This is a genomic window from Streptomyces sp. NPDC001816, from assembly GCF_042892235.1.
In the GTDB taxonomy this organism is placed as follows: Bacteria; Actinomycetota; Actinomycetes; order Streptomycetales; family Streptomycetaceae; genus Streptomyces.
Map to the genome: position 1 here is coordinate 57,959 of NZ_JBIATY010000004.1, position 22,707 is coordinate 80,665.

Here is a 22,707-nt window from a genome sequence, read left to right on the forward strand (position 1 = left end):
CCGCACCCTCACACGACCCGCTCGCCCCTGCGCCAGACCCCGCTGACCAGCGGCACACCAGGCCGGTACGCCAGGTGGACGTGGCTCGGGGCGTCCAGGAGCGTCAGGTCCGCGTACGCGCCCGGGGTGAGCCGGCCGATGTCCGTGCGGCGCAGGGCCGCGGCACCGCCCGCGGTGGCCGACCAGACCGCCTCGTCGGGGGTCATCCGCATGTCCCGGACGGCCAGGGCGATGCAGAAGGGCACGGACGAGGTGAAGGACGATCCCGGGTTGCAGTCCGTGGAGAGGGCGACCGTCACGCCCGCGTCCAGGAGGCGGCGGGCGTTCGGCCACTCGGCGCGGGTGGAGAACTCGGCGCCGGGCAGCAGCGTGGCGACCGTGTTGCCGCTCGCGAGGGCGTCGACGTCCGCGTCCGTGAGGTGGGTGCAGTGGTCGGCGCTCGCCGCGTCCAGTTCGACGGCCAGCTGGACGCCGGGGCCGTAGGAGAGCTGGTTCGCGTGGACGCGGGGGTGCAGCCCCTTGGCCTTGCCCGCGGTCAGGATCGTGCGGGCCTGGTCGCCGTCGAAGGCGCCCTTCTCGCAGAAGACGTCGATCCAGCGGGCGTGGGGCGCGCAGGCGTCCAGCATCTCGCCGGTGACGAGGGCGACGTAGGCCGCCGGGTCGTCGGCGTAGTCCGGGGAGACGATGTGGGCGCCGAGGTACGTCACCTCGTCGGTGTGCCGGGCCGCGATGGCGAGGGCGCGGGACTCGTCCTCGACCGTGAGGCCGTAGCCCGACTTCGTCTCGAAGGTGGTGGTGCCCTGGCGGAGCGCCTCGTCCAGGTAGCGGGTGAGGTTCGCCTCCAGTTCCGCGTCGGTCGCGGCGCGGGTGGCCGCGACCGTGGTGCGGATGCCGCCCGCGGTGTAGGAGCGGCCGGACATGCGGGCGTTGAACTCCTGTGTGCGGTCGCCGGCGAAGACCAGGTGGGAGTGGGAGTCCACGAAGCCAGGCAGCACCGCCCGGCCGCCCGCGTCGACCCGGTTGTCAGTGGCGGGTGCTTTGCTGGATTCACCGGTCCACGCGACGCGGTCGCCGTCGATGACGACGGCCGCGTCCTGGATCAGACCGAGGGGGGAGCCGTCACCGAGGGAGGGGTCGTTGGTGACCAGCGTGGCGATGTTGGTGATGACGGTGCTGCTGCTCATGGTGTCCTCAGGGGTGGCCGGTCGGGGTTCGGCGGGTTCGGCGGTGGTCAGCCGCGCAGGGCGTCGATCGCTTCCGCGAGTGCCGACGGCACGTCGGGCACGAGCGCGTGCACACCGTCCCGTACGACATGGCGGCCGCCCACGATCGTGTGCCGTACGTCAGCCGCGCTCGCCGCGAATACGGCCGTCTCGGCGCCCAGCCTGGGCAGCGGCCCGGCCGTCCTGACCGAGTCCAGGGCGATCGTCGTCAGGTCGGCGAGCGCACCGGGTTCGATGGTGCCGGCGTCCGTCCAGCCGAGGGCCGCGTGGCCGTCGGCGGTGGCGGCCCGCAGCAGCGCCGAGGCGGTCCAGTGGCCCCGGGTGCGGGAGCGCAGCCGCTCGTTCAGCTCCATCGCACGTGCCTCTTCGAGCAGGTCGATGACGGCGTGGCTGTCGGAGCCGAGGGAGAGCGGGGAGCCCGCCCGCTGCAGGGCGACGGCGGGGCCGATGCCGTCCGCGAGGTCGCGCTCGGTCGTCGGGCACATGCAGGTGCCGGTGCCGGAGTCGCCGAGCAGCGCGATGTCCTCGTCGGTGAGGTGCGTGTTGTGCACACCGGTGGTGCGCGGCCCGAGGACGCCGTGGTCGGCGAGCAGCCGGGTGGGGGTGCAGCCGTGCGCGGCCCGGCAGGCGTCGTTCTCCGCCGTCTGCTCGGACAGGTGCACGTGCAGCGGGGCCCGCCGCTCCCCGGCCCACCGCGCCACGGTCGCCAACTGGTCCGCGGGCACGGCCCGTACGGAGTGAATCGCAGCGCCGATCCGCGCGTGGTCCCGCTCCTTGAGAACTGCACAGCGTTCGGCCCAGGCCTCAGCGTCTCCGTCGGAGAAGCGCAGCTGGTGCGCGTCGGGTTGCGCGCCGAAGCCGGAGGAGAGGTAGGCGGTGTCCAGCAGGGTGATGCGGATGCCGGCCTCGGCGGCTGCCGCGATCAGCGCCTCGCCCATGGCGTTGGGGTCGGCGTAGGGCCTGCCGCCGGGGGCGTGGTGCACGTAGTGGAACTCGCCGACACAGGTGACGCCGGCCAGGGCCATCTCGGCGTACACCGCGCGGGCGAGGGCGTGGTAGGTGTCCGGGGTCAGGTGGTCGGCGACGGAGTACATCACCTCGCGCCAGGTCCAGAAGGTGCCGGAGCCGACCTGGACCGTGCCGCGCAGCGCCCGGTGGAAGGCGTGCGAGTGGGCGTTGGCCAGGCCGGGGAGGGTCAGTCCGCGCAGGATCTCGGCGCCGGGCGGCGGGGTGGCGACGCCCGTGCGGACGGCGGTGATACGGCCGCCCTCCGTGTCCATGTCCAGGGCCACGCCCGGCTCGACGGCGGTGTCGAGCCAGGCGTGCTCCAGCCAGTACGTCCGTGTGGTCACGTGCAGGCCAGCCCTTCCAGTACGTCGGCGAGCGCGCTCACCCCGGCCACGCAGTCGTCCTCGGCCGCGAACTCGGCCGGGGAGTGCGAGACGCCGGTGGGGTTGCGTACGAACAGCATGGCGGTCGGAATGCGCCCGGAGAGGATTCCGGCGTCGTGTCCGGCACCGGTCCCGAGGACGGGCACCTTCAGGCGGTCGCTCGCCGTCCCCAGGATCCGACCCAGCTCATCACGGAGCGCATGATCGAACTCGACCACCGGGGTGAAGGACTCCCGGACGACGTCGAGGTCGATGCCGTGGGCGTCCGCGTACTCCCGGGCGGCCTTCTCGATGCCGCCGACGACCGTGTCCAGGGTCTGCTGGTCGGCGGCGCGGGAGTCGAGCCAGCCGCGCACCAGGGAGGGGATGGCGTTGACGCCGTTCGGCTCGACGGAGATCTTGCCGAAGGTGGCGACGGCACCGGCGAGTTCGGCCTCCCGGCGGGCGGCCAGCACGGTCTCGGCGTACGACAGCATCGGGTCGTGCCGGTCGACCAGCCGGGTGGTGCCGGCGTGGTTGGCCTCGCCGCGGAAGTCGAAGCGCCAGCGGCCGTGCGGCCAGATGGCACTGGCGATGCCGACCCGGTCGCCGGACAGGTCCAGCGCGCGGCCCTGCTCGACGTGCAGCTCGACGAAGGCGCCGATGCGGGCCAGCCGCTCCGGGTCGGCCCCGATGCCGTCGGGGTCGTACCCGGCGGCCTCCATGGCCTTGGGGAGGCTGATCCCGTCGCCGTCGGTGAGCCGATGGGCCTGCTCGACGGTCAGCTCCCCCGCGGTGAGCCGGGAGCCGACACAGGCCAGCCCGAACCGGGCACCCTCCTCGTCACCGAAGTTGACGATGGCGAGGGGCTTGGCGAACCGCACGTTCCTGCCGCGTAGCTCGTCCAGGGCGGCGAAGGAGGAGACGACCCCGAGAGGCCCGTCGAAGGCGCCGCCGTCCGGCACCGAGTCCAGATGCGACCCGGTGACGACGGCGTCCCCGGCGGCCGGGTCCCCGAGCCAGGCCCACTGGTTCCCGTTCCGGTCGACCTCGTAGGCCAGCCCGCGCGCCTCGGCCTGCTCCTGGAACCAGGCCCGGCATTCGGCGTCGGCACCGGTCCAGGAGTAGCGCCGGTAGCCGCCGGAGGCGGAGCTGCGGCCGATCGGCAGCAGCTCCGCCCACATGCTGTGGAAGGTCACGCCTGGTCACCCTCGCGCATAGGCACCCGGACCCCGCGCTCCTGCGCGACCGACTCCGCGATGTCGTAGCCGGCGTCCACGTGCCGGATGACACCCATGCCGGGGTCGTTGGTGAGGACGCGCCGGATCTTCTCGCCGGCCAGCTTCGTGCCGTCGGCCACCGTGACCTGGCCGGCGTGGATGGAGCGGCCCATGCCCACGCCGCCGCCGTGGTGGATGGACACCCACGACGCACCGGAGGCCACGTTGACCATGGCGTTCAGCAGCGGCCAGTCGGCGATCGCGTCGGAGCCGTCGAGCATGGCCTCGGTCTCGCGGTACGGGGAGGCGACGGAGCCGCAGTCGAGGTGGTCGCGGCCGATGGCCAGCGGAGCCGCCAGCTCGCCGGAGGCGACCATGTCGTTGAAGCGCTCGCCGGCCTTGTCGCGCTCGCCGTAGCCGAGCCAGCAGATACGGGCGGGCAGGCCCTGGAAGTGGACGCGCTCGCCGGCCATCTTGATCCAGCGGTGCAGGGACTCGTTCTCCGGGAAGAGCTCCAGGATCGCCTTGTCGGTCTTGGCGATGTCCGAGGCCTCGCCGGACAGGGCGGCCCAGCGGAAGGGGCCCTTGCCCTCGCAGAACAGGGGCCGGATGTAGGCGGGGACGAAGCCGGGGAAGGCGAAGGCGCGGTCGTAGCCGGCCAGCTGGGCCTCGCCGCGGATGGAGTTGCCGTAGTCGAAGACCTCGGCGCCGGCGTCCATGAAGCCGACCATCGCCTCGACGTGCTTCGCCATCGCCTCACGGGCTCGCGTGGTGAAGCCGGCCGGGTCCTTGGCGGCGGCGTCGGCCATGTCCTCGAAGTCCACGCCGACCGGCAGGTAGGACAGCGGGTCGTGGGCGGAGGTCTGGTCGGTGACGATGTCGATCGGGGCGTTCATCGCGAGCAGCTGCGGGACCAGCTCGGCGGCGTTGCCGAGGACGCCGATGGAGAGCGGCTTGCGCTGGTCACGGGCCTCGGTGGCCAGCTGGAGCGCGTGGTCGAGGTTGTCGGCCCTGACGTCCAGGTAGCGGTGCTCGATGCGGCGCTCGATGGCGCGCGGGTCGCAGTCGATGCAGATGGCGACGCCGTCGTTCATGGTCACGGCGAGCGGCTGGGCGCCGCCCATGCCGCCGAGGCCGGCGGTGAGGGTGATGGTCCCGGCGAGGGTGCCGTTGAACTTCTTCGCGGCGACGGCGGCGAAGGTCTCGTAGGTGCCCTGGAGGATGCCCTGGGTGCCGATGTAGATCCAGGAACCGGCGGTCATCTGGCCGTACATGGTCAGGCCGAGGGCCTCCAGACGGCGGAACTCCTCCCAGTTGGCCCAGTCGCCGACCAGGTTGGAGTTGGCGATGAGGACGCGCGGGGCCCACTCGTGGGTCTGCATGACGCCGACCGGGCGGCCGGACTGGACCAGCATGGTCTCGTCCTGCTTGAGGGTGCGCAGCGTGCGCACCATCGCGTCGAAGGAGCGCCAGTCACGGGCGGCCTTGCCGGTGCCGCCGTAGACGACGAGCTTGTCGGGGTGCTCGGCGACCTCGGGGTCGAGGTTGTTCTGCAGCATCCGCAGAGCGGCTTCCTGCTGCCATCCCAGGGCACTCAGTTCCGTGCCGCGCGGTGCTCGTACGGGGCGGGGTCCCGACATCGTCTGCCTCCTCCTGTTGCTATCTCTATTCACATCCTGACTTCCTGAATAGAACTAGTCAATACATCGGCGGCACCCCGTCAGCGCGTCGCGGGTGTTTGGCTGGAATCACCCGAACACTGGGGCAGGGCGACAGGAGGACAGGTCGTGGACCAGGACACCGACAGCGAGGCCCGGGAGCGGGCCGCCCGGCGGGACGAGGCGGTGCGCGGCGCGGTGGAGCAGGGGCTGCTGGGGCCGGACGCGGCCGTGGTGGCGCTGCTGGACGTCACCGGCATCCGGGAGTCGGCGGCGGCCCTGCGGGCGGCGTTCGACGCGGTCACGGCGCCGGGGACGCCGGTGCTGCACGCCTTCGCGGTGAAGGCGACCCCGCTGGTGCCGGTGCTGCGCCTGCTGCACGAGGAAGGCATCGGCGCGGAGGTGGCGAGCCCGGGCGAGCTGGCGCTGGCACGGGCGGCGGGGGTGCCGCCGGACCGGACGGTGCTCGACTCGCCCGCCAAGACCCCGGCCGAGCTGCGCGAGGCGCTCGCGCTGGGCGTCGCCGTCAACGCGGACAACCCGCAGGAGCTGGACCGGCTCGACGCCCTCGTCGGGTCGACCCCCGGCCGGTCGCCGCTCGGCATCCGGGTCAACCCGCAGATCGGCGGCGGCACCATCGGGGCGACCTCGACGGCGACGGAGACCTCCAAGTTCGGGGTGGCGCTGCGCGACGAGGGGGCCCGGGAGTGGGTCGTGCGGGCGTACGCGGACCGGCCGTGGCTGACCAGGCTGCACGCGCACACCGGTTCGCAGGGCATCCCGCTGTCGCTGCTGGCGCGGGGCGTGGCGGAGACGTACGCGCTCGCGGAGGAGATCAACGCGCGGATCGGGCGACGGCAGATCGACACGCTCGACATCGGCGGCGGGCTGCCGGTCGACTTCACGGCGGAGGCGACGGCGCCGACGTACGCGCAGTACGCGCGGCTGCTGGCCGAGGAGGTGCCGGGGCTGTTCGACGGGCGGTACGGACTGGTGACCGAGTTCGGGCGGTCGCTGCTGGCCAGGCACGGCACGGTGGTGGCGCGGGTGGAGTACACCAAACGCTCCGGCGGGCGGCGGATCGCGGTGACGCACGCGGGCGTGCAGGTGGCCACGCGGACCGTGTACGCGCCCGGGGCGTGGCCGCTGCGGATCGCCGCGTACGACGCCAAGGGGCGGCCCCGGTCGGGCCCCGAGGTGGTGCAGGACGTGGCCGGCCCGGCCTGCTTCTCGGGCGACCTGCTCGCCGAGGGCCGCACGCTGCCCCTGCTGGAGCAGGGCGACTACGCGGCGGCGCTGGACACGGGCGCGTACTACTTCGCCCACCACTACGCCTACAACTCCCTCGCCCGCCCGGGGATCTACGGCTTCACGCCCGACGGCACGGGAGGTGTGGCCTTCGCGACCGTGCGGGAGCCGCAGACCGTGGCGGAGGTCGTGGCCGAGTCCGGCGGGGCGCATGCGTCCGCACTCACCACCCTGCGCGCGTCCGGGAGCCGTTGACGCACCCCGGGCGCATCTCGAACAACTGGGTCAACTGCCCGGAAGCAGCCGTCAGTTGACCCACATTAGTACGCCGGACGCATGTTCCACCGGAAAATGCCAAAGCACTCACCTCTCGCACACACGGTGCGTAGTGTCCCTGTCACTCAACCGGAGTCACAGGCGGGAGGAAAGCCAGGGTGCCCGGAATCGACGAGTGCTTGCTGGAAGCGATGCGGTTGCCCGGTGCCCGGGGAGCCTCCCTGGTGGACTGGACGAGCGGACTGGCCCTGGGCACCGTCGGGGACGCCCCCGGCGGTGACCACGAGACCACCGCGGCCGAGGCCGCCGAACTGGCCCGGCTGGCCGCCGAGCACGGCGCCTTCGCGGCCGGGGACGGCGACGACGTCGGCCCGCCCGTCGAGGACGTGATCGTCAGCAACCACGACAGCTACCACCTGCTGCGGTTCGTGGACACGTCCTTCGACAGCAGCGTCTTCCTGCACCTGTGGCTGGGCCGGGCGGAGGGCAATCTCGCCCTCGCCCGGATCCGGCTCGGCGAGATGGCCGCCCGGTTGGTGCTGGGATGACGATGGTCGAAACGCCTCCGCCGCTGCCGGTGCGGGACAAGGCCGCGGCCCGGGACCGCACGGCGGGCGCACTGTCCCCGATGCTCCGGCGGCTCGCCGAGGAGCAGGCCACCGGCATCCTCGTCCGCGAGCACGGCGCCCTGCACCTCGCCGAGGGCCGGGTGGTGCACGCCGAGAGCCCCCATGCCCCAGGTCTCGACGTGCTCCTCACGGCCCACGGCACCCTGGCCACGACCGCCTGGCAGCGGGCTGCCGCGCAGGCCGACGGCCCGGCGGACGCGGCCCGGCTGCTGCTGGACGCCGGGCTGCTGCCGGAGGGCGCGCTGGAGCTGTGCCACCTGGACGCGCTGTACGACGCCGGGTACTTCGCCCTGTCGCCGAGCAGCGCCCCGGGCCGCTTCCGGTACGCCCGCGCGCCCCGCCTCGGCCCGCTGCCCTCGGTTCCGGTCATCGCGCTGGAGCGCGAGACGCTGCGCCGCCGGCTGCTGCTGCACCGCCTGTGGCCGGACCCGGCGGCCGACAACGCGCCGCTGATCCGCGCCGACCCGGCCGCGCCGGCGCCGGTCACCCCCCGCCGGCAGGCGGTCCTGGACCGGGTGGACGGCGTCCGCACGGCCCCGGAGATCGCCCGCGACCTGGGCAGACAGGCGTTCCACACGCTGGTGGACGTACGCCGCCTCGCGGCGGCCGGACTCCTCAGGCCGATACCCGTGGCCCCCGCCCCGCCGCCGGTCCCCCCGGCTCCCCCGCTCACGGTCACCGACCCCGACATCGCGCTGCTGAAGAGGCTCAGGGATGCGCTGGAGGCGCTTTGAACGGCACCAACCCGCCGAGAGGAGAGAGCTGATGGTGTCCGCACAGGACCTCGACTCCGTCCTGGACGAGCTGCGTCGGCTGCGGACCCGCGTGCCGCAGCTCACCGGCGCCCTCGCGGCCGGCGTCGACGGTCTCGCCGTCGCCCACGACACCCCCGGTGTCGACCCGGAGGCGCTGGCGGCACTCACCGCGGCCGCGCTCGGCATCGCCGTACGGATGGCCGACGCCACCGGGAACGCCGGCTTCCGGGAACTGCTGGTGCGCGGCGAGAACGGCTACGTCGCCACCTACGCGGCCGGCCGCACCGCCGTGCTGACGCTGCTCGCCCAGGACCGGGTCAACGTCGGCCGGCTGCATCTGGAGGGCCGCCGCTCGGCCGCCCTCGTCGGGGAACTGCTCGACGCCGCCGAAGCCGCCGCAACAGCCACCCGGCCGGCCACCAAGGCCGCACCCGCACCACGGACCAGAACACCGCGCGCGCCACGCACCACGACCGAGGCGCGCACCGCAACCGACAGCTGAGAGGACCACCATGGCCAACTCCGAAACCGCACTGAAAGAGGCGCTGACCTCCATCGAGGGCGCCACCGGCGTCGCGCTCGTCGACTACACCAGCGGCATGGCGCTGGGCGCGATGGGCGGCAGCAAGGGCTTCGACATGAACGTGGCCGCCGCCGGCAACACGGACGTGATCCGCGCCAAGATGCGCACGATGGAGCACCTGGGCCTCAAGGGCGACATCGAGGACATCCTGATCACGCTGTCGGACCAGTACCACCTGATCCGCCTGCTCAAGGGCCGCGGCGGCAACGGCCTGTTCCTCTACCTGGTCCTGGACTCCGCCCGGGCCAACCTGGCGATGGCCCGCCACCAGCTGAAGAAGATCGAGGCGGACCTGGAGGTCTAGGGGCCCGTCAGACGAGCGCCGCGGCGCGGCGGCGGGTTCCGCCCGGAGCCGCGTCGCCGGCCGCGAGGCCCGTGCCGCGCAGGCCCTTGACGGCCGTGCCCGCCGGGCTCCCGCCCCGCCGGTCGAGCCAGTCGACCCGCACCCACAGCAGGGTGTCCTCGGCCCGCTCGCGCCGCCCGAGCCAGGCGGCCTTCAGCCGCAGCCCGGTGCCGGCCCCGGCGAGCAGCATGCCCCCGGCCGCGGGCACGGCGAAGGAGCTGCCGAACGCGACGGCGAAGGCGAGCAGCAGCCACCAGCGGTGTCCCCGGCGCCAGGTGCGCACGGTCACCGCCCGGTCCTGAAGGACGTCGAACTTGCCCGCACGGGCGGCCCCGCGGGCGAGGGCGGCGTACCGCCTGCGCCGGACCAGCGCCACGACGGCGGCGGTGATCAGGAACAGCGCGGCCCCCGCGAGCACGCCGATCCGGCGCCCGGTCACCCCGGGCAGCAGGACCCCGATCCCCGCGGCGAACACCCCGAACCACCACAGCGGTGCGGCCCCGGCCCGTACGACGACGGCCACCCGGGCCAGCCCCTGTCCTCCACGCGCCACGATCCGCCTCCTCGTCGTTCCGGCACAGTGCTGTCGGCCGGGCACGGTAACGAGCGAAGGTGAGACGAGTCTGAGAGCGCGCCTGACCGTTCAGCCTCTTCGGCCTCTTCGATCTATTCGGCCTCTTCGGCCTCTTCGGCCTCTTCCGCCTATTCGACGAACAGTCCGCGGGCCGCCGCGTGCGTGTCGAACTCCTCCAGCCGGGCCTGGGCCTCCGGCAGGTCGTCGCAGATCGCCTCCAGCAGCACCCGCCCGAGCAGCATGGGCCCGCACGCCGTGTCGAAGGCGAGCCCGGTGCCGACGGCGGCGGGCAGCAGCAGGTCGGAGTACTTGGCGACGGGTGCGAAGGCGGAGTCGGCGACCGTGACGACGGTCAGGCCTGCCTCCTTGGCGTAGGCGAGGGTGTCGACGACCTCGCGCGGATGCCGGGGCAGCGCGAAGCACAGCAGGGCGGAGGCGCCCGCACGGACGGCCGCGTCGATGCGGTCGTGGATCATCGTGCCGCCCTCGTTGAGCAGCCGGACGTCCGGGTGGACCTTGGCGGCGAAGTACGCGAAGCCGTACGCCTGGGAGGCGGCGGCGCGCAGCCCGAGCACCGGCAGCGGGCGGGAGGCGGCCAGGACCCGGCCGGCCCGCTGCACCGGGCGGGGGTCGGCGAGCAGTTCCGCGAGGTGCTTGAGATTCTCGATCTCCGCTTCGACGGCCTGCTGGTACTCGTTGAAGGAGCCCGCCTCCGCGGCCGGCTCGGCGGGCACGACCTCGCGCAGGTGCTTGCGCAGCGCGGGATAGCCGTCGAAGCCGAGGGCGACCGCGAACCGGGTCACCGACGGCTGGCTGACCCCGGCCAGCTCGGCCAGCTCCACGCTGGACAGGAAGGGCACGTCGGCGGCCCGGCGCACCATGCTGTGCGCGATGCGGCGCTGGGTGGGCGTGAGCCGGCGCCCCTCGAAGAGCACCTGCAGCCGGGCGGCCGGGCTGTCCGCCACAGCGGACATGGCCTCGGAAGCCACCTCGGTCGTCGCCTCGGACGTCACACCGGTACTCCTGTCCACGCTCATGCCGTGCTCCCCCTCCAGACCGACGCTGCGAGCGTACGACAGCAAGGCTGGACCCCCCTCGGCTATTCACACACCAAGAACTCTGCATGAGGTTATGCAGCCGGGCAAGGGGCGGTATCGCCGTGGCGATGATCCGACGACGAAACAGCCAAGTGTCGTTAAACCGACACTCAGGGTGACGGCACGGCTGCTTACGGTGAACGTGCGCTACTGGCAAGACTCCTGAGGAAGCGTCATGACCTCCAACCGCAGGGCCTTCCTGACGGCCGCCGCCGTCACCGCCCTGACCGCCGCCCCGGCGACGGCCGCCCCCCGTCCCCGTCCCCACCCTCCGAGCACCGCGCACACCGCGCACACCGCCCTCGACGAACTCCTCGCGGGCAACCGCCGCCACGCCGCCGGCCACCCCCGCCACCCGCACGACAGCCCCGGCCGGCGCCACCTGCTGGCCGCCGCACAGCACCCGTTCGCGGTGATCGTCGGCTGCATCGACTCCCGGGTGCCGCCGGAGCTGGTCTTCGACCTCGGACTCGGCGACGTGCTGTGCATAAGGACCGCCGGCCAGGTGCTGGACGAGGCCGTGCTCGGCTCGATCCAGTACGGCGTCCAGGAGCTGGCCGTCCCGCTGGTGCTGGTGCTCGGGCACGAGCGCTGCGGGGCCGTCGCCGCCACGCTGGACCATCTGCGCACGGGGGCGCCGGTGCCGGGCCACCTGGAACTGCTGGTGGACGAGATCGCCCCCGCCGCCCGCCGCACCCGGGCGCTGACCGGCGACTGGGCCGAGCACACCATGCGCGCCCACACGGTCTGGGTCCGGGACGCGATCCGCGCCGACCCGGCCTTCACCTCGGCCCACGTCGTGGCCGCCCGCTCCGACCTCGACACGGGGCTCGTGTCCCTGCTGCCCTGAACCCACCCCCCGAAGAAGCCATGAACCTGAACCGAGCCCGGTCCGTCCTGCCCTCCCCCGCCGACCTCCGCTCCATGACCCGGTCCCCGCGCCGCGACCTGCTGTGCGGGCTGACCGTTTCCGTCGTCGCCCTGCCCCTGGCCCTCGGCTTCGGCGTCACCTCCGGACTCGGTGCCGCCGCCGGGCTGACCACGGCGGTCGTCGCCGGTGCGCTGGCCGCGCTGTGCGGCGGCAGCGCCCGCCAGGTCAGCGGCCCGACCGGCGCGATGACCGTCGTCCTCGTGCCGATCGTGCACCGCTACGGCGCCGACGGCGTCCTCACTGTCGGCCTGATGGCGGGCGTCCTGCTGTTGCTCCTCGCCTTCGCCCGGGCGGGCGCGGCGATGGCGTACGTCCCCGCGCCGGTGACCGCCGGTTTCACCCTCGGCATCGCCTGTGTGATCGCCCTCCAGCAGGTGCCGGCCGCGCTCGGCGTGCCCACCCCGCACGGCGAGCAGGTCGCCGTGGTCGCCGCCCGGGCGGCGCGGGAGTTCGGGCGCGTCCCGCACTGGCCGGCGCTGCTGCTCGCGGCCGGCGCGGCGGCGCTCGTGCTGGCCGGCGCCCGCTGGAGGCCGGCCGTGCCCTTCTCCCTCGTCGCGGTGGCCGCGACCACCGGCGCGGCCGAGGCGCTGCACCTGTCCGTCACCCGCATCGGAACCCTCCCCGCGTCCCTGCCGGCGCCCTCCCTCTCCTTCCTGGACCTCTCCCGTCTCCCCTCCCTGCTCGCCCCGGCCGCCGCGGTGGCCGCGCTGGCCGCACTGGAGTCCCTGCTGTCGGCGTCGGTCGCCGACGGGATGCGGCCCGGCGAACGGCACGACCCGTCCAAGGAACTGTTCGGGCAGGGCATCGCCAACCTCGCCGCCCCGCTGTTCGGCGGGGTCCCGGCCACCGGCGCCATCGCCCGCACGGCGGTCAACGTCCGCACCGGCGCCGCCTCCCGGCTGGCCGCGCTCGCGCACGCGGTGATCCTCGCCGGGATCGCGGCGGTCGCCGCCCCGCTGGTGGGCCGCATCCCGCTGGCCGCGCTGGCCGGGGTGCTGCTGGCGACGGCCGTGCGCATGGTGGAGCGGGACGCGGTACGGGCGATGGCCCGGGCCACCCGCGGCGACGCGCTGGTGCTGGTCCTCACCGCCGGTGCCACGCTCGCCCTGGACCTGGTGCGGGCGATGCTGATCGGCCTCGGCGTCTCGGTGCTGCTGGCGCTGCGCGCGGCGATGCGCGGCACCCGGCTCACCCCGGCCGCCGCCGACGAACTGCCGGGCGAGGCGGGCACGGTGACCTACCGGTTCGACGGCCCGCTGCTGTTCGCCGCCGCCCACCGCTTCCGGTGCGGGCTCGCCGACCTGCACGACGGGGTCTCGGCGGTCGACCTGCGGCTGTCCGGTCTCACGGCGGTGGACGCGACCGGCGCGCTGGCGCTGAAGGAGGCGGTCGCCGAGCTGCGCGGGCGGGGCGTGGACGTCCGGATCAGCGGGGTGGACCTGGACCACCTCAGGGTCCTGGAGTCCTGCGGGGTGCTCACGGCCGCGAACGCCAGCGGCATCGGTGAGCGCCAACTGTTCGCCGGTAACTCGATCGTGTGATGGTCGGCTCGCTGGCTTGCGGTGCCGGAGGGGCAACGGCGTAGCGTGAGCGTGCGATCTGGGACGCCGGGTGCGGTCCAGCGTGCGGGGCCCCTGCTCCACCAGCGAGATGGTTCAGGGCTTCCCCGTCGCCTCTGGCCGTGCTCATATGGCCAGGTCGTGAGGGACTCCGCCCTTCCGGGGCCGGACCACGGACGGGATCCGTGTCGCCGCCCGGTTGCGAAAGCGGACGACCAGTGCGCCCAAGACCGTTCGGGGCGTGCCAGTGCTCGGGTTCACTCCCGCTCACTGTCCAGGAACGGTTGTCCCCAGTGCGGTGAACGCGACCGCTCCCCGGCGGTGAACCGCATGAGCGCACTGGACTCGCGTGAGCCCGGTGACATCGGTACTCCCAAGACGACTGAGAGGACCGACGTCACCGGGCTCAGGCCTGCCGGGTCGGCAGCACCATGATCTGGCGCAGGTTGACGTGCCGGGGGCGGCTGGTGGCGTAGGCGACGACGTCCGCGACCTCCGCCGCCGCAAGGCTCCCGATCGCCTGGAGCATGCCGTCCAGCTGCCCGGACAGCTCCGCGTTGCCGACGTGCGCCTTCAGCTCGGTCTGCGTGAGCCCCGGCTCGATGTTGGTGACCCGTACGTCGCGCGGCCCCAACTCGGTGCGCAGGGACTGCGAGAGGTAGGTGACGGCGGCCTTCGTGGCGCCGTACACCGCGTAGTTGGGGAAGGTGACGTGGGCGCCGATGGACGACACGTTCACCAGGTCGGCGGTGCGGCCCTCGGCGGCCGCTGCGACCAGGTCGGCGGTGAAGGCGCGGATGACCCGCAGCACGCCTGTCACGTTGGTGTCGAGCATGCGCTGCCACTCGTCGAGCCGGCCGTCGTCGACGGGGTTCGGCAGCATCACCCCGGCGTTGTTGACGACGAGGTCGACGGGCCCGTAGGTCTCGTGGACCAGGTCCCGGGCGGCCTCGACGGACGCGTCGTCGGTGACGTCCGCGGCCACCACCAGCGCCTCGCCGCCCTCGGCCCGGATCTTCCCGGCGACGGTCTCCAGCCGGTCCGCGCGCCGGGCGAGCAGCGCCACCCGGGCGCCCTGCGCGGCCAGTTGCCGGGCGACGGCCTCGCCGATGCCGCTGGCGGCTCCGGTGACGACGGCGGTACGGCCGGACAGGTTCTCGTACGACATGGGTGTTCTCCCCGGTCGGGTGCCGGGGCGTCTCCCCGGCGGCTGGCACCACGCTCGCCGGGTCCGGCGGCCGTACCCAGGGATGCGCTTTTCCTGGGTCTGCCAGTACCAGGTTGGGAGACCGCCGCTCCCCTACGATCGACCCCATGGACGGGGACCTCGGAGACTTCCTGCGCTCGCGCCGCGCCCGCATCCAGCCCGAGGAGGTGGGGCTGCCCGTGCACGGGCGGCGCCGCGTACCGGGCCTGCGCCGCGAGGAGGTGGCGCAGCTCGCGGGCGTGAGCGTGGACTACTACATCCGCCTGGAGCAGGGCCGGGGCCCGAGCGTTTCGGACGCCGTGCTGGACGCGATCGCGCGGGTGCTGCGCATGGACGAGACCGAGCACGCGTACCTGCGTACGGTGGCCCGGCCGCGCGGGCGCCGCGAGCGCCGTCCGGCCGCGCCCCGGGTACGGCCGGGCGTACAGCTGCTGTTGGACAGCATGGAGCGGACGCCCGCGTTCGTGCTGGGCCGCCGCATGGACGTGCTCGCCTGGAACGCGCTCGGCGACGCGGTGGGCGGCTTCAGCCGCATGGCACCGGACGAACGCAACATGCCGCGCCAGGTCTTCCTCGGCCCCGCCGCCCGGGACCTCTACCCCGAGTGGGCCGCGGTGGCCGCCCAGACCGTGGCCAACCTGCGCATCGGCGCGAGCCGGTACGCCGACGACGCCGCGCTGTGCGCCCTGGTCGGCGAACTCTCCCTCAAGAGCGAGGACTTCCGCCGGCTGTGGGCCGACCACGAGGTCAAGGAGTGCGCGTACGGCGTGAAGCGCGTCCGGCACCCCGTGGTGGGCCTGCTCACCCTCCCGTACGAGACGCTGACCGTCCCGGCGGACCCGGAGCAGACGATCGTGGTGTACACCCCTGAGCCGGGGTCGGAGACGGCGGAGCGCCTGGCACTGCTGGGCAGTTGGGAATCGGACCACGCCCGCTGAGGAAAATGCTGAAGAAAATAATGCGGGGACCGCCGCACCCCCGTTACCGGGGGGCGGGACGACGGCGGTCCCCGCGAGGGACGCGGGCCGGGTCAGGGCCGGGCTTGCGCGTCCTAGGCGTCCATGGAGGTCCGGGAGCCGCTCCGGAGGTCCTTGGCGCCGTTCGGCGCCGGCCGGGGCGGGGAGCCGCTCCCGCCCTGCCGACACCCACTAATCTGCCTGACCCGTGTTAAGCGGGTGCTGCGCGCACGTGACACGCTCGTACCACTTCCGAAACCGCTCGATCGGGAACGGTCACCGCAAGTTCGCCGCGGCCACGGGCAGTACACCGCAGGTTTGCTACTTGTTCCCGCCCTTGGCCAGGAAGGCCAGCAGGTCCTGCCGGCTGACCACTCCGGTCGGCTTGCCCTCGACCAGGACGATCGCCGCGTCCGCCGAACCCAGCACCGACATCAGGTCGCCGACCGGCTCGCCGGAGCCGACCTGGGGCAGCGGGGAGGACATGTGCTTCTCCAGCGGGTCGTCGAGCGAGGCCCGCTTGTTGAACAGGGCGTCCAGCAGCTCCCGTTCCACGACCGACCCGACGACCTCGGCGGCCATCACGTCCGGGTGGCCGGCGCCCGGCTTGACGACCGGCATCTGCGAGACGCCGTACTCGCGCAGCACCTCGATGGCCTGGCCGACGGTCTCCTCCGGGTGCATGTGCACCAGGGACGGGATGGAGCCGGCCTCCTTGTCGCTGAGGACGTCGGCGACGCGGGCGCTGGGGCCCTCGTCCTCCAGGAAGCCGTAGTCGGCCATCCACTCGTCGTTGAAGATCTTGCTGAGGTAGCCGCGCCCGCTGTCGGGGAGCAGCACGACGACGACGTCGTCCGGGCCCAGTCGCTCGGCGACCTCCAGCGCGGCCACGACGGCCATGCCGCAGGAGCCGCCCACCAGCAGGCCCTCCTCCTTGGCGAGGCGCCGGGTCATCTGGAAGGAGTCCTTGTCGGACACGGCGACGATCTCGTCGGCCACGGTCCGGTCGTAGGCGGTGGGCCAGAAGTCCTCGCCCACGCCCTCGACCAGGTACGGCCGGCCGGAGCCGCCGGAGTAGACCGAGCCCTCGGGGTCGGCGCCGATGACCTTGACCTTGCCGTCGCTGACGTCCTTCAGGTAGCGGCCGGTGCCGGAGATGGTGCCGCCGGTGCCCACGCCCGCCACGAAGTGGGTGATCTTCCCCTCGGTCTGCTCCCACAGCTCGGGGCCGGTCGAGTGATAGTGCGAGAGCGGGTTGTTGGGGTTGGAGTACTGGTCGGGCTTCCAGGCGCCCGGCGTCTCGCGGACCAGCCGGTCGGAGACGTTGTAGTACGAGTCCGGGTGCTCAGGAGCGACGGCGGTCGGGCAGACCACGACCTCCGCGCCGTACGCCCGCAGCACGTTGATCTTGTCGGTGCTCACCTTGTCGGGGCACACGAAGATGCACTTGTAGCCCTTCTGCTGGGCCACGATGGCGAGCCCGACGCCGGTGTTCCCACTGGTCGGCTCCACGATGGTGCCGCCCGGCTTGAGCTCGCCGCTCTGCTCGGCGGCCTCGATCATGCGCAGGGCGATGCGGTCCTTCACGGAGCCGCCCGGGTTGAAGTACTCCACCTTGGCCAGGACGGTGGCCTGGATGCCCTTGGTCACGCTGTTGAGCTTCACCAGCGGGGTGTTGCCGACGAGGCTGATCATCGAGTCGTGGAATTGCACCGTTGTCTCCGGTTGCTTGCAAAAAAACAGTGGTCGTCTGTGGTCCCGCCAGCCTAAGGCCCCTGGGTGACGTGGGGCGGGCGTTCACTCCCCGTTGAGATTGACGCACGGGCTGTACGGGGCAAGGAGTGGATGTACGGCTACGAGGAGGTGGCGGCGACGCATGACGAGCATGTCGAGGGCGAGAGTGGCCCGGCGTATCGCGGCCGGAGCGGCGTACGGCGGTGGCGGGGTCGGGCTGGTCGGGGCAGCCGCCGTCGGCCTGTTACTGGCGGAGGTGCGGCTGGCCCGGCGCCACGTGGGCAACGGCAGCGGCGGACGGGTGCCGGTGGCCGAAGGCGTGTACGGCACCTCGTACGACCTCCCCGGTGAACCGCCGCTCAGGCTGTGCATGCTCGGCGACTCGACGGCGGCCGGACAGGGGGTGCACCGGGCGGGACAGACACCTGGAGCGCTGCTGGCGTCGGGATTGTCCGCGGTGGCCGAGCGCGCGGTGGAGCTGCGGAACGTGGCCTTGCCGGGGGCGCAGTCGGACGACCTGGACCGCCAGGTGGCGCTGGTGCTCTCGTCCCCCTATCCACTCCCCGACATCTGCGTGATCATGATCGGCGCGAACGACGTCACGCACCGGATGCCGCCGACGCGTTCGGTACGGCACCTGTCGGCGGCGGTACGACGGCTGCGCACGGCCGGCGCGGAGGTGGTGGTCGGCACGTGTCCCGACCTCGGCACCATCGAGCCGGTGCAGCAGCCGCTGCGGTGGCTGGCCCGGCGGGCCTCGCGGCAGCTGGCGGCGGCGCAGACGATCGGGGTGGTGGAGCAGGGCGGGCGGACCGTGTCGCTCGGTGATCTGCTCGGGCCCGAGTTCGAGGCGAATCCGCGGGAGCTGTTCGGGCCGGACAACTACCACCCCTCGGCGGAGGGGTACGCGACGGCGGCGATGGCGATACTGCCCACGGTGTGTGCGGCGCTGGGGCTGTGGCCGGCGGAGGAGGAGCGGCCCGACGTGTTCCGTCGCGAGGGCTTCCTGCCGGTTGCACGGGCTGCGGCCGAGGCGGCGTCGGAGGCGGGCACGGAGGTCACGGCGGCGATGCCAACCGGTCCGCGGGGGCCTTGGGCACTGCTCAAGCGCAGGCGGCGCCGCCGCGTACCCGAGGCCGAGCCTGCAACTCCGTCCTCGTGACCGTCTGGGGGCTCCGCCCCCAGACCCCCGTTTCCTACCTCGCTTTTCTGCCCACCGAGACGGGTGGTGGGTGGGCATAGGCCGGGGGTCCAGGGGGCGGGAGCGCCCAGGGAGGCCAGCCACCGCCAAGCAAGCGCTTAGTAAATTGCGGCCAGTGTCACACCACGACACCGGTGACCTGGGCCATACGTACGGGTAACTTCCCAACCGGCCCGCCAAACATCCGAACGCCCACTGGAGCCGTGATGCCCGAAGCCGTCATCGTCTCGACCGCCCGCTCCCCCATCGGCCGCGCCGGCAAGGGTTCCCTCAAGGACCTGCGCCCCGACGACCTGACCGCCACCATCATCCAGGCGGCGCTCGCCAAGATCCCCGAGCTGGACCCGCGGGACATCGACGACCTGATGCTCGGCTGCGGCCTCCCCGGCGGCGAGCAGGGCCACAACCTCGGCCGCATCGTCGCCGTACAGATGGGCATGGACCACCTGCCGGGCTGCACGATCACCCGTTACTGCTCCTCCTCGCTGCAGACCTCCCGCATGGCCCTGCACGCCATCAAGGCCGGCGAGGGCGACGTCTTCATCTCGGCCGGTGTCGAGACGGTGTCCCGCTTCTTCAAGGGCAGCTCCGACGGCCTCCCGGACACGCACAACCCCTTCTTCGCCGAGGCCGAGGCCCGTACCGCCGCCGTCGCCGAGCAGGAGGGCACCACGTGGCACGACCCGCGTGAGGACGGTCTGGTCCCGGACGCGTACATCTCGATGGGCCAGACCGCCGAGAACCTGGCCCGCTGGAAGGGCGTCACCCGCCAGGAGATGGACGAGTTCGGCGTCCGCTCGCAGAACCTCGCCGAGGAAGCCATCAAGAACGGCTTCTGGGAGCGCGAGATCACCCCGGTGACCCTCCCCGACGGCACGGTCGTCAGCAAGGACGACGGCCCGCGCCCCGGCGTCACCCTGGAGGGCGTGTCGGGCCTCAAGCCGGTCTTCCGCCCGGACGGCCTGGTCACGGCCGGCAACTGCTGCCCGCTGAACGACGGCGCGGCCGCGCTGGTCATCATGAGCGACACCAAGGCCCGCGAGCTGGGCCTGACCCCGCTCGCCCGCATCGTGTCGACCGGCGTCTCCGGCCTCTCCCCCGAGATCATGGGCCTCGGCCCGGTCGAGGCGAGCAAGCAGGCCCTGCAGCGCGCCGGCCTGACCGTCGACGACATCGACCTGTTCGAGATCAACGAGGCCTTCGCCGCCCAGGTGATCCCCTCCTACCGTGACCTCGGTATCGACCTCGACAAGCTGAACGTCAACGGCGGCGCCATCGCCGTCGGCCACCCCTTCGGCATGACCGGCGCCCGCATCACCGGCACGCTCATCAACTCGCTGCAGTGGCACGACAAGCAGTTCGGCCTGGAGACGATGTGCGTCGGCGGCGGCCAGGGCATGGCCATGGTCATCGAGCGCCTCAGCTGACCTGATCCACCCTCGGTAGCCGAGCGGGTACGGAAGGTCAGGAAACGACCCAGAACCCGGAAAACACCCGGGTTCTGGGTCTTTTTGTGATCCAATCTCCCCCAGGATGTGACCTATCTCCCTCGCTGGGGGTATCACTGCAGGTCAGCGCAGGTCAGCGCGGTGACGGGCGAAACCTCAAGCCCAAAGTCCTGTCCGTTTCGTGACGTTACGCACTGACAGCTGCTTAGTCCGCCCTTCAAGCTGATGTAGGAAGTCGGGGGTCGACTTTGAACCTGGGAGTACGTCAGTGAGCGCCATGCCGATCGCCCTGCTGCTCACCACGGTCGCCACGGGCGCCGTGGGCGTCGCCGTCCTGCGCACCGTCCTGAAGCTGCGCCGCCAGCTCACGGAGCTGCAGGCCCAGCTCGCCGAGAACCAGGCCGCAGCCCTGGGCGCGCTGCTCCCCGCGGCCCGCACGGCCACCGACACGGACGAGATACGCGCGGCCGTGGCCGAGGCGCTCGCCGAGGAGCGTGAGCGCGAGCTGGCCGAGGCCCGTGCGTTCTGGGCCGCCCAGGAGGCCCGCGACGCCTCCGACGCTCCCTCCCTGCTGGGCCTGCCCGAGAGCGACCTGTTCCTGCCCCGGCAGGCCGACTTCGCGGGTCTGGAGCCGCTGGAGCCGGTGTCCGAGCCGTCCACCGAGGCCGACGAGTTCTCCCCCAAGGACTTCGTCCAGGGAGGCACCCCCACGGACTCCCCCGAACTGGCCGCGGCCCGCCGCCGCCACCCCTCGCACCCCGACTTCGTCCCGGTGCAGTCGCCTGCCGTGAACGACCACGAGCGTACGGTGACCACGCTGGAGCAGCTGGCCGCCGACCAGGTCGAGCTGTCCGACGTCCGCCCGGGCCCCCTCGGCACCCTCGACGTCTACGTCTTCGCCGACGGCACGACCCTGTGCATGACCCCCGGCCACCGTGAGACGGCCGAGCGCCTGGCGGCGGCTCTCCGCGAGGGCGAGACCCCGTACCTCCTCGGCGGCTCGGGCATCTCGGGCGCCTACACCCTGACCTTCGCCTGCGGCAAGGACACGGTCTACATCCTGGCCGACCGCGTCATCGCGTCGTTCTGACGTCAGACCCCGGCTCTTTTGCGGGCCTCCTCCACCAGCTCCACGGCCTCGGCGACCTGGTCCGCGTTCTCCAGCAGCACCGCCAAGTCGTGCCCGGCCACCATGATTTGGTCGGCGGCCGCGAACATCCCGGCGTCCGGCATCTCCCGGGGCTCCGTACCGGGCTCCTCCAGCAGCTGTGCCCGCCGGGAAAGTTCCCTGGCCACGGCCAAGGCCTCGGCCGCGGCGCCGCGTTGGAGCCGGCTCTGCGGGGCCGCCCGCAACCGGTCGGCGAAGTGATCCACTGCTCGGGTCAAGGGCGTCGTATCAACCACGCGCCGAGCGTAACGCGCCGCACTGTTGCCAATACGCGAACGCTCAGGCACGGTGACGTGAAGGACCGGCTTACATCCCCTTTGCGTTCGGAGGCGCCGATGTCCCAGCTCTTCTCCGAGGAGACCCACCGCAATCTGCTCGCCCGCATCCCCCACTGCACCGGTCGTGAGGTTTCCGACTGGCTGCGCACCGTCGAAGAAGGCCCCGCCCTGTTCCGCTTCGAGGAGAAGGTCAGCTGGCTCCGGCACGAGTATGACCTCGCGTACGGCCACGCGAAGGCGATCGTCCACGAGTACGACCTGAGGAGGGCAGCCCGCAAGCTGCTCTGAGACCCGTAAGCCCCCCCGAGACGCCGAGAGGGCCCCGGGGCGAACCCGGGACCCTCTCTCGTACGACCGGCGTGTCGGCTAGTCGTTGTTGCTGAAGATCGCCACCAGCCGCAGCATCTCCACGTAGATCCACACCAGGGTCATGGTGAGGCCGAACGCGGCGAACCAGGACTCGCTGCGCGGGGCGCCGTAGGCGATGCCGTCCTCGATCTGCTTGAAGTCGAGGGTCAGGAAGAACGCGCCGAGCACGATGGCGATGATGCCGACGATCGCGCCGAGCGGGCCCATGCTGCGCAGGCCGCCGTTCTCGGCGACGCCGAACGCGACCAGCAGCAGGTTGACCGCCATGACGAGGACGAAGGCGATGGCGATGGCCATGCCGATACGGGCGTAGCGGGCCGTGACGCGGATCCAGCCGGCCTTGTAGATCAGCAGGGTCGCGGCCGAGACCGCCATGGTGCCGAGCACAGCCTGGAAGGGTGCGCCGCTCCAGCGGCTGTTGTACATCTCGCTGATGACGCCGAGGAAGACGCCCTCGAAGGCGGCGTAGCCCAGGATGAGCGCGGGCGACGGGGTGCGCTTGAAGCTCTGCACCAGTCCCAGGACCATCGCGACGATGCCGGCGCCGAAGGCGAGACCGTAGCTGGTCGCCGAAACCGGCAGCAGCACCCAGGCGAGGACGGCGCCCACGACGACCGTGCCCAGCGTGAGGGCCGAATGCGTGACGACGTCGTCCATCGTCATCCGGCCGGTGGTGGCCGGGGCCTGCGGCGGGGCGCCGTACTGCACGCTCTGCTGGCCGTACGGGTTCTGGGCGTAGGGGTTCTGCGCGTACGGGTTGCCCTGTGCGTACCCGGCCTGCGCTGCGGTGTTGAAGCCGGCGTAGCCGTTGTCGCGGCTGAACCCCCGTCGCGAGAAGACCGGGTTGCTGCTCCTCATTTCACTCCTCCATGGCCACCGT

Annotated in this window: 22 protein-coding genes; 12 read left to right on the forward strand and 10 right to left on the reverse strand. The window is 72.6% G+C overall.

Annotation, left to right across the window (positions count from 1 at the left end):
• Positions 1-8: 8 nt before the first annotated feature.
• From hutI to hutU, 4 genes are read right to left on the reverse strand one after another with little or no spacing between them, the layout of a single operon-like run.
• Positions 9-1,184: an imidazolonepropionase gene (hutI, locus tag ACFYZZ_RS15795; RefSeq protein WP_389175874.1), complete on the reverse strand. Its 1,176-nt coding sequence runs from the start codon at positions 1,182-1,184 to the stop codon at positions 9-11.
• 47 nt (positions 1,185-1,231) lie between these two features.
• The gene (locus tag ACFYZZ_RS15800; RefSeq protein WP_389175876.1) at positions 1,232-2,575 is read right to left on the reverse strand and encodes a formimidoylglutamate deiminase; all 1,344 of its coding nucleotides are present in this window, start codon (positions 2,573-2,575) and stop codon (positions 1,232-1,234) included.
• The gene (locus ACFYZZ_RS15805; protein ID WP_389175878.1) at positions 2,572-3,792 is read right to left on the reverse strand and encodes an allantoate amidohydrolase; all 1,221 of its coding nucleotides are present in this window, start codon (positions 3,790-3,792) and stop codon (positions 2,572-2,574) included. The genes ACFYZZ_RS15800 and ACFYZZ_RS15805 overlap by 4 nt, the downstream gene beginning before the upstream one ends.
• Entirely contained in the window at positions 3,789-5,453 is a 1,665-nt protein-coding gene (gene hutU / locus ACFYZZ_RS15810; RefSeq protein ID WP_389175880.1) for a urocanate hydratase, read from the reverse strand. The genes ACFYZZ_RS15805 and hutU overlap by 4 nt, the downstream gene beginning before the upstream one ends.
• Positions 5,454-5,600: 147 nt before the next feature.
• On the opposite strand from hutU, the gene ACFYZZ_RS15815 reads away from it, so the two are divergent.
• The 5 genes from ACFYZZ_RS15815 (at position 5,601) to ACFYZZ_RS15835 (ending at position 9,266) form a co-directional block, all read left to right on the forward strand.
• Positions 5,601-6,974, forward strand: coding sequence for a diaminopimelate decarboxylase (locus tag ACFYZZ_RS15815; protein WP_389175882.1), 1,374 nt, complete (start codon positions 5,601-5,603; stop codon positions 6,972-6,974).
• Between the two features lie 179 nt (positions 6,975-7,153).
• A complete protein-coding gene (locus ACFYZZ_RS15820) occupies positions 7,154-7,543 on the forward strand; it encodes a hypothetical protein (RefSeq protein WP_389175884.1) in 390 nt (129 codons plus the stop codon).
• Positions 7,540-8,358, forward strand: a complete 819-nt coding sequence (locus ACFYZZ_RS15825) for a transcriptional regulator (RefSeq protein ID WP_389175886.1) — start codon at positions 7,540-7,542, stop codon at positions 8,356-8,358. The genes ACFYZZ_RS15820 and ACFYZZ_RS15825 overlap by 4 nt, the downstream gene beginning before the upstream one ends.
• A gap of 31 nt (positions 8,359-8,389) precedes the next feature.
• Positions 8,390-8,881 carry a roadblock/LC7 domain-containing protein gene (locus tag ACFYZZ_RS15830; protein WP_389175888.1) on the forward strand — a complete coding sequence of 164 codons (492 nt, stop codon included), beginning with the start codon at positions 8,390-8,392 and terminating at the stop codon, positions 8,879-8,881.
• Positions 8,882-8,891: 10 nt separating this feature from the next.
• Positions 8,892-9,266 carry a hypothetical protein gene (locus ACFYZZ_RS15835; protein WP_389175889.1) on the forward strand — a complete coding sequence of 125 codons (375 nt, stop codon included), beginning with the start codon at positions 8,892-8,894 and terminating at the stop codon, positions 9,264-9,266.
• Positions 9,267-9,273: 7 nt separating this feature from the next.
• Here the strand turns inward: ACFYZZ_RS15835 and ACFYZZ_RS15840 are convergent, their stop codons facing one another.
• Entirely contained in the window at positions 9,274-9,858 is a 585-nt protein-coding gene (locus tag ACFYZZ_RS15840) for a hypothetical protein (protein ID WP_389175891.1), read from the reverse strand.
• 149 nt (positions 9,859-10,007) lie between these two features.
• Positions 10,008-10,916: a MurR/RpiR family transcriptional regulator gene (locus ACFYZZ_RS15845; RefSeq protein ID WP_389175893.1), complete on the reverse strand. Its 909-nt coding sequence runs from the start codon at positions 10,914-10,916 to the stop codon at positions 10,008-10,010.
• 235 nt (positions 10,917-11,151) lie between these two features.
• Between ACFYZZ_RS15845 and ACFYZZ_RS15850 the strand changes: the two genes are divergently transcribed.
• Together ACFYZZ_RS15850 and ACFYZZ_RS15855 are read left to right on the forward strand one after the other, a co-directional pair.
• The gene (locus ACFYZZ_RS15850; RefSeq protein ID WP_389175895.1) at positions 11,152-11,826 is read left to right on the forward strand and encodes a carbonic anhydrase; all 675 of its coding nucleotides are present in this window, start codon (positions 11,152-11,154) and stop codon (positions 11,824-11,826) included.
• Between the two features lie 20 nt (positions 11,827-11,846).
• On the forward strand, positions 11,847-13,448 hold the full coding sequence (locus tag ACFYZZ_RS15855) for a SulP family inorganic anion transporter (protein WP_389175896.1): 1,602 nt from the start codon (positions 11,847-11,849) through the stop codon (positions 13,446-13,448).
• Between the two features lie 424 nt (positions 13,449-13,872).
• Here the strand turns inward: ACFYZZ_RS15855 and ACFYZZ_RS15860 are convergent, their stop codons facing one another.
• Positions 13,873-14,634, reverse strand: a complete 762-nt coding sequence (locus tag ACFYZZ_RS15860; protein WP_389175898.1) for an SDR family oxidoreductase — start codon at positions 14,632-14,634, stop codon at positions 13,873-13,875.
• A 146-nt stretch (positions 14,635-14,780) separates the two neighbouring features.
• Between ACFYZZ_RS15860 and ACFYZZ_RS15865 the strand changes: the two genes are divergently transcribed.
• Entirely contained in the window at positions 14,781-15,611 is an 831-nt protein-coding gene (locus ACFYZZ_RS15865) for a helix-turn-helix transcriptional regulator (RefSeq protein ID WP_389175899.1), read from the forward strand.
• Between the two features lie 339 nt (positions 15,612-15,950).
• Here ACFYZZ_RS15865 and ACFYZZ_RS15870 read toward each other — a convergent pair whose 3' ends face one another.
• Positions 15,951-17,342, reverse strand: a complete 1,392-nt coding sequence (locus ACFYZZ_RS15870) for a cystathionine beta-synthase (RefSeq protein WP_389175901.1) — start codon at positions 17,340-17,342, stop codon at positions 15,951-15,953.
• A gap of 163 nt (positions 17,343-17,505) precedes the next feature.
• Here ACFYZZ_RS15870 and ACFYZZ_RS15875 point away from each other — a divergent pair, with 163 nt between their 5' ends.
• The 3 genes from ACFYZZ_RS15875 (at position 17,506) to ACFYZZ_RS15885 (ending at position 21,102) form a co-directional block, all read left to right on the forward strand.
• Entirely contained in the window at positions 17,506-18,525 is a 1,020-nt protein-coding gene (locus ACFYZZ_RS15875) for an SGNH/GDSL hydrolase family protein (RefSeq protein WP_389175903.1), read from the forward strand.
• Between the two features lie 245 nt (positions 18,526-18,770).
• Positions 18,771-19,991: an acetyl-CoA C-acetyltransferase gene (locus ACFYZZ_RS15880; protein ID WP_389175905.1), complete on the forward strand. Its 1,221-nt coding sequence runs from the start codon at positions 18,771-18,773 to the stop codon at positions 19,989-19,991.
• Positions 19,992-20,289: 298 nt separating this feature from the next.
• A complete protein-coding gene (locus ACFYZZ_RS15885; protein ID WP_389176861.1) occupies positions 20,290-21,102 on the forward strand; it encodes a hypothetical protein in 813 nt (270 codons plus the stop codon).
• A gap of 2 nt (positions 21,103-21,104) precedes the next feature.
• Here ACFYZZ_RS15885 and ACFYZZ_RS15890 read toward each other — a convergent pair whose 3' ends face one another.
• The gene (locus ACFYZZ_RS15890; RefSeq protein WP_389175906.1) at positions 21,105-21,416 is read right to left on the reverse strand and encodes a hypothetical protein; all 312 of its coding nucleotides are present in this window, start codon (positions 21,414-21,416) and stop codon (positions 21,105-21,107) included.
• Positions 21,417-21,515: 99 nt separating this feature from the next.
• Here ACFYZZ_RS15890 and ACFYZZ_RS15895 point away from each other — a divergent pair, with 99 nt between their 5' ends.
• Positions 21,516-21,746, forward strand: coding sequence for a DUF4287 domain-containing protein (locus ACFYZZ_RS15895; RefSeq protein WP_020940491.1), 231 nt, complete (start codon positions 21,516-21,518; stop codon positions 21,744-21,746).
• A gap of 78 nt (positions 21,747-21,824) precedes the next feature.
• On the opposite strand, the gene ACFYZZ_RS15900 is transcribed toward ACFYZZ_RS15895, so the two are convergent.
• Positions 21,825-22,685 carry a Bax inhibitor-1/YccA family protein gene (locus ACFYZZ_RS15900; protein WP_389175908.1) on the reverse strand — a complete coding sequence of 287 codons (861 nt, stop codon included), beginning with the start codon at positions 22,683-22,685 and terminating at the stop codon, positions 21,825-21,827.
• Between the last annotated feature and the right edge of the window lie 22 nt (positions 22,686-22,707).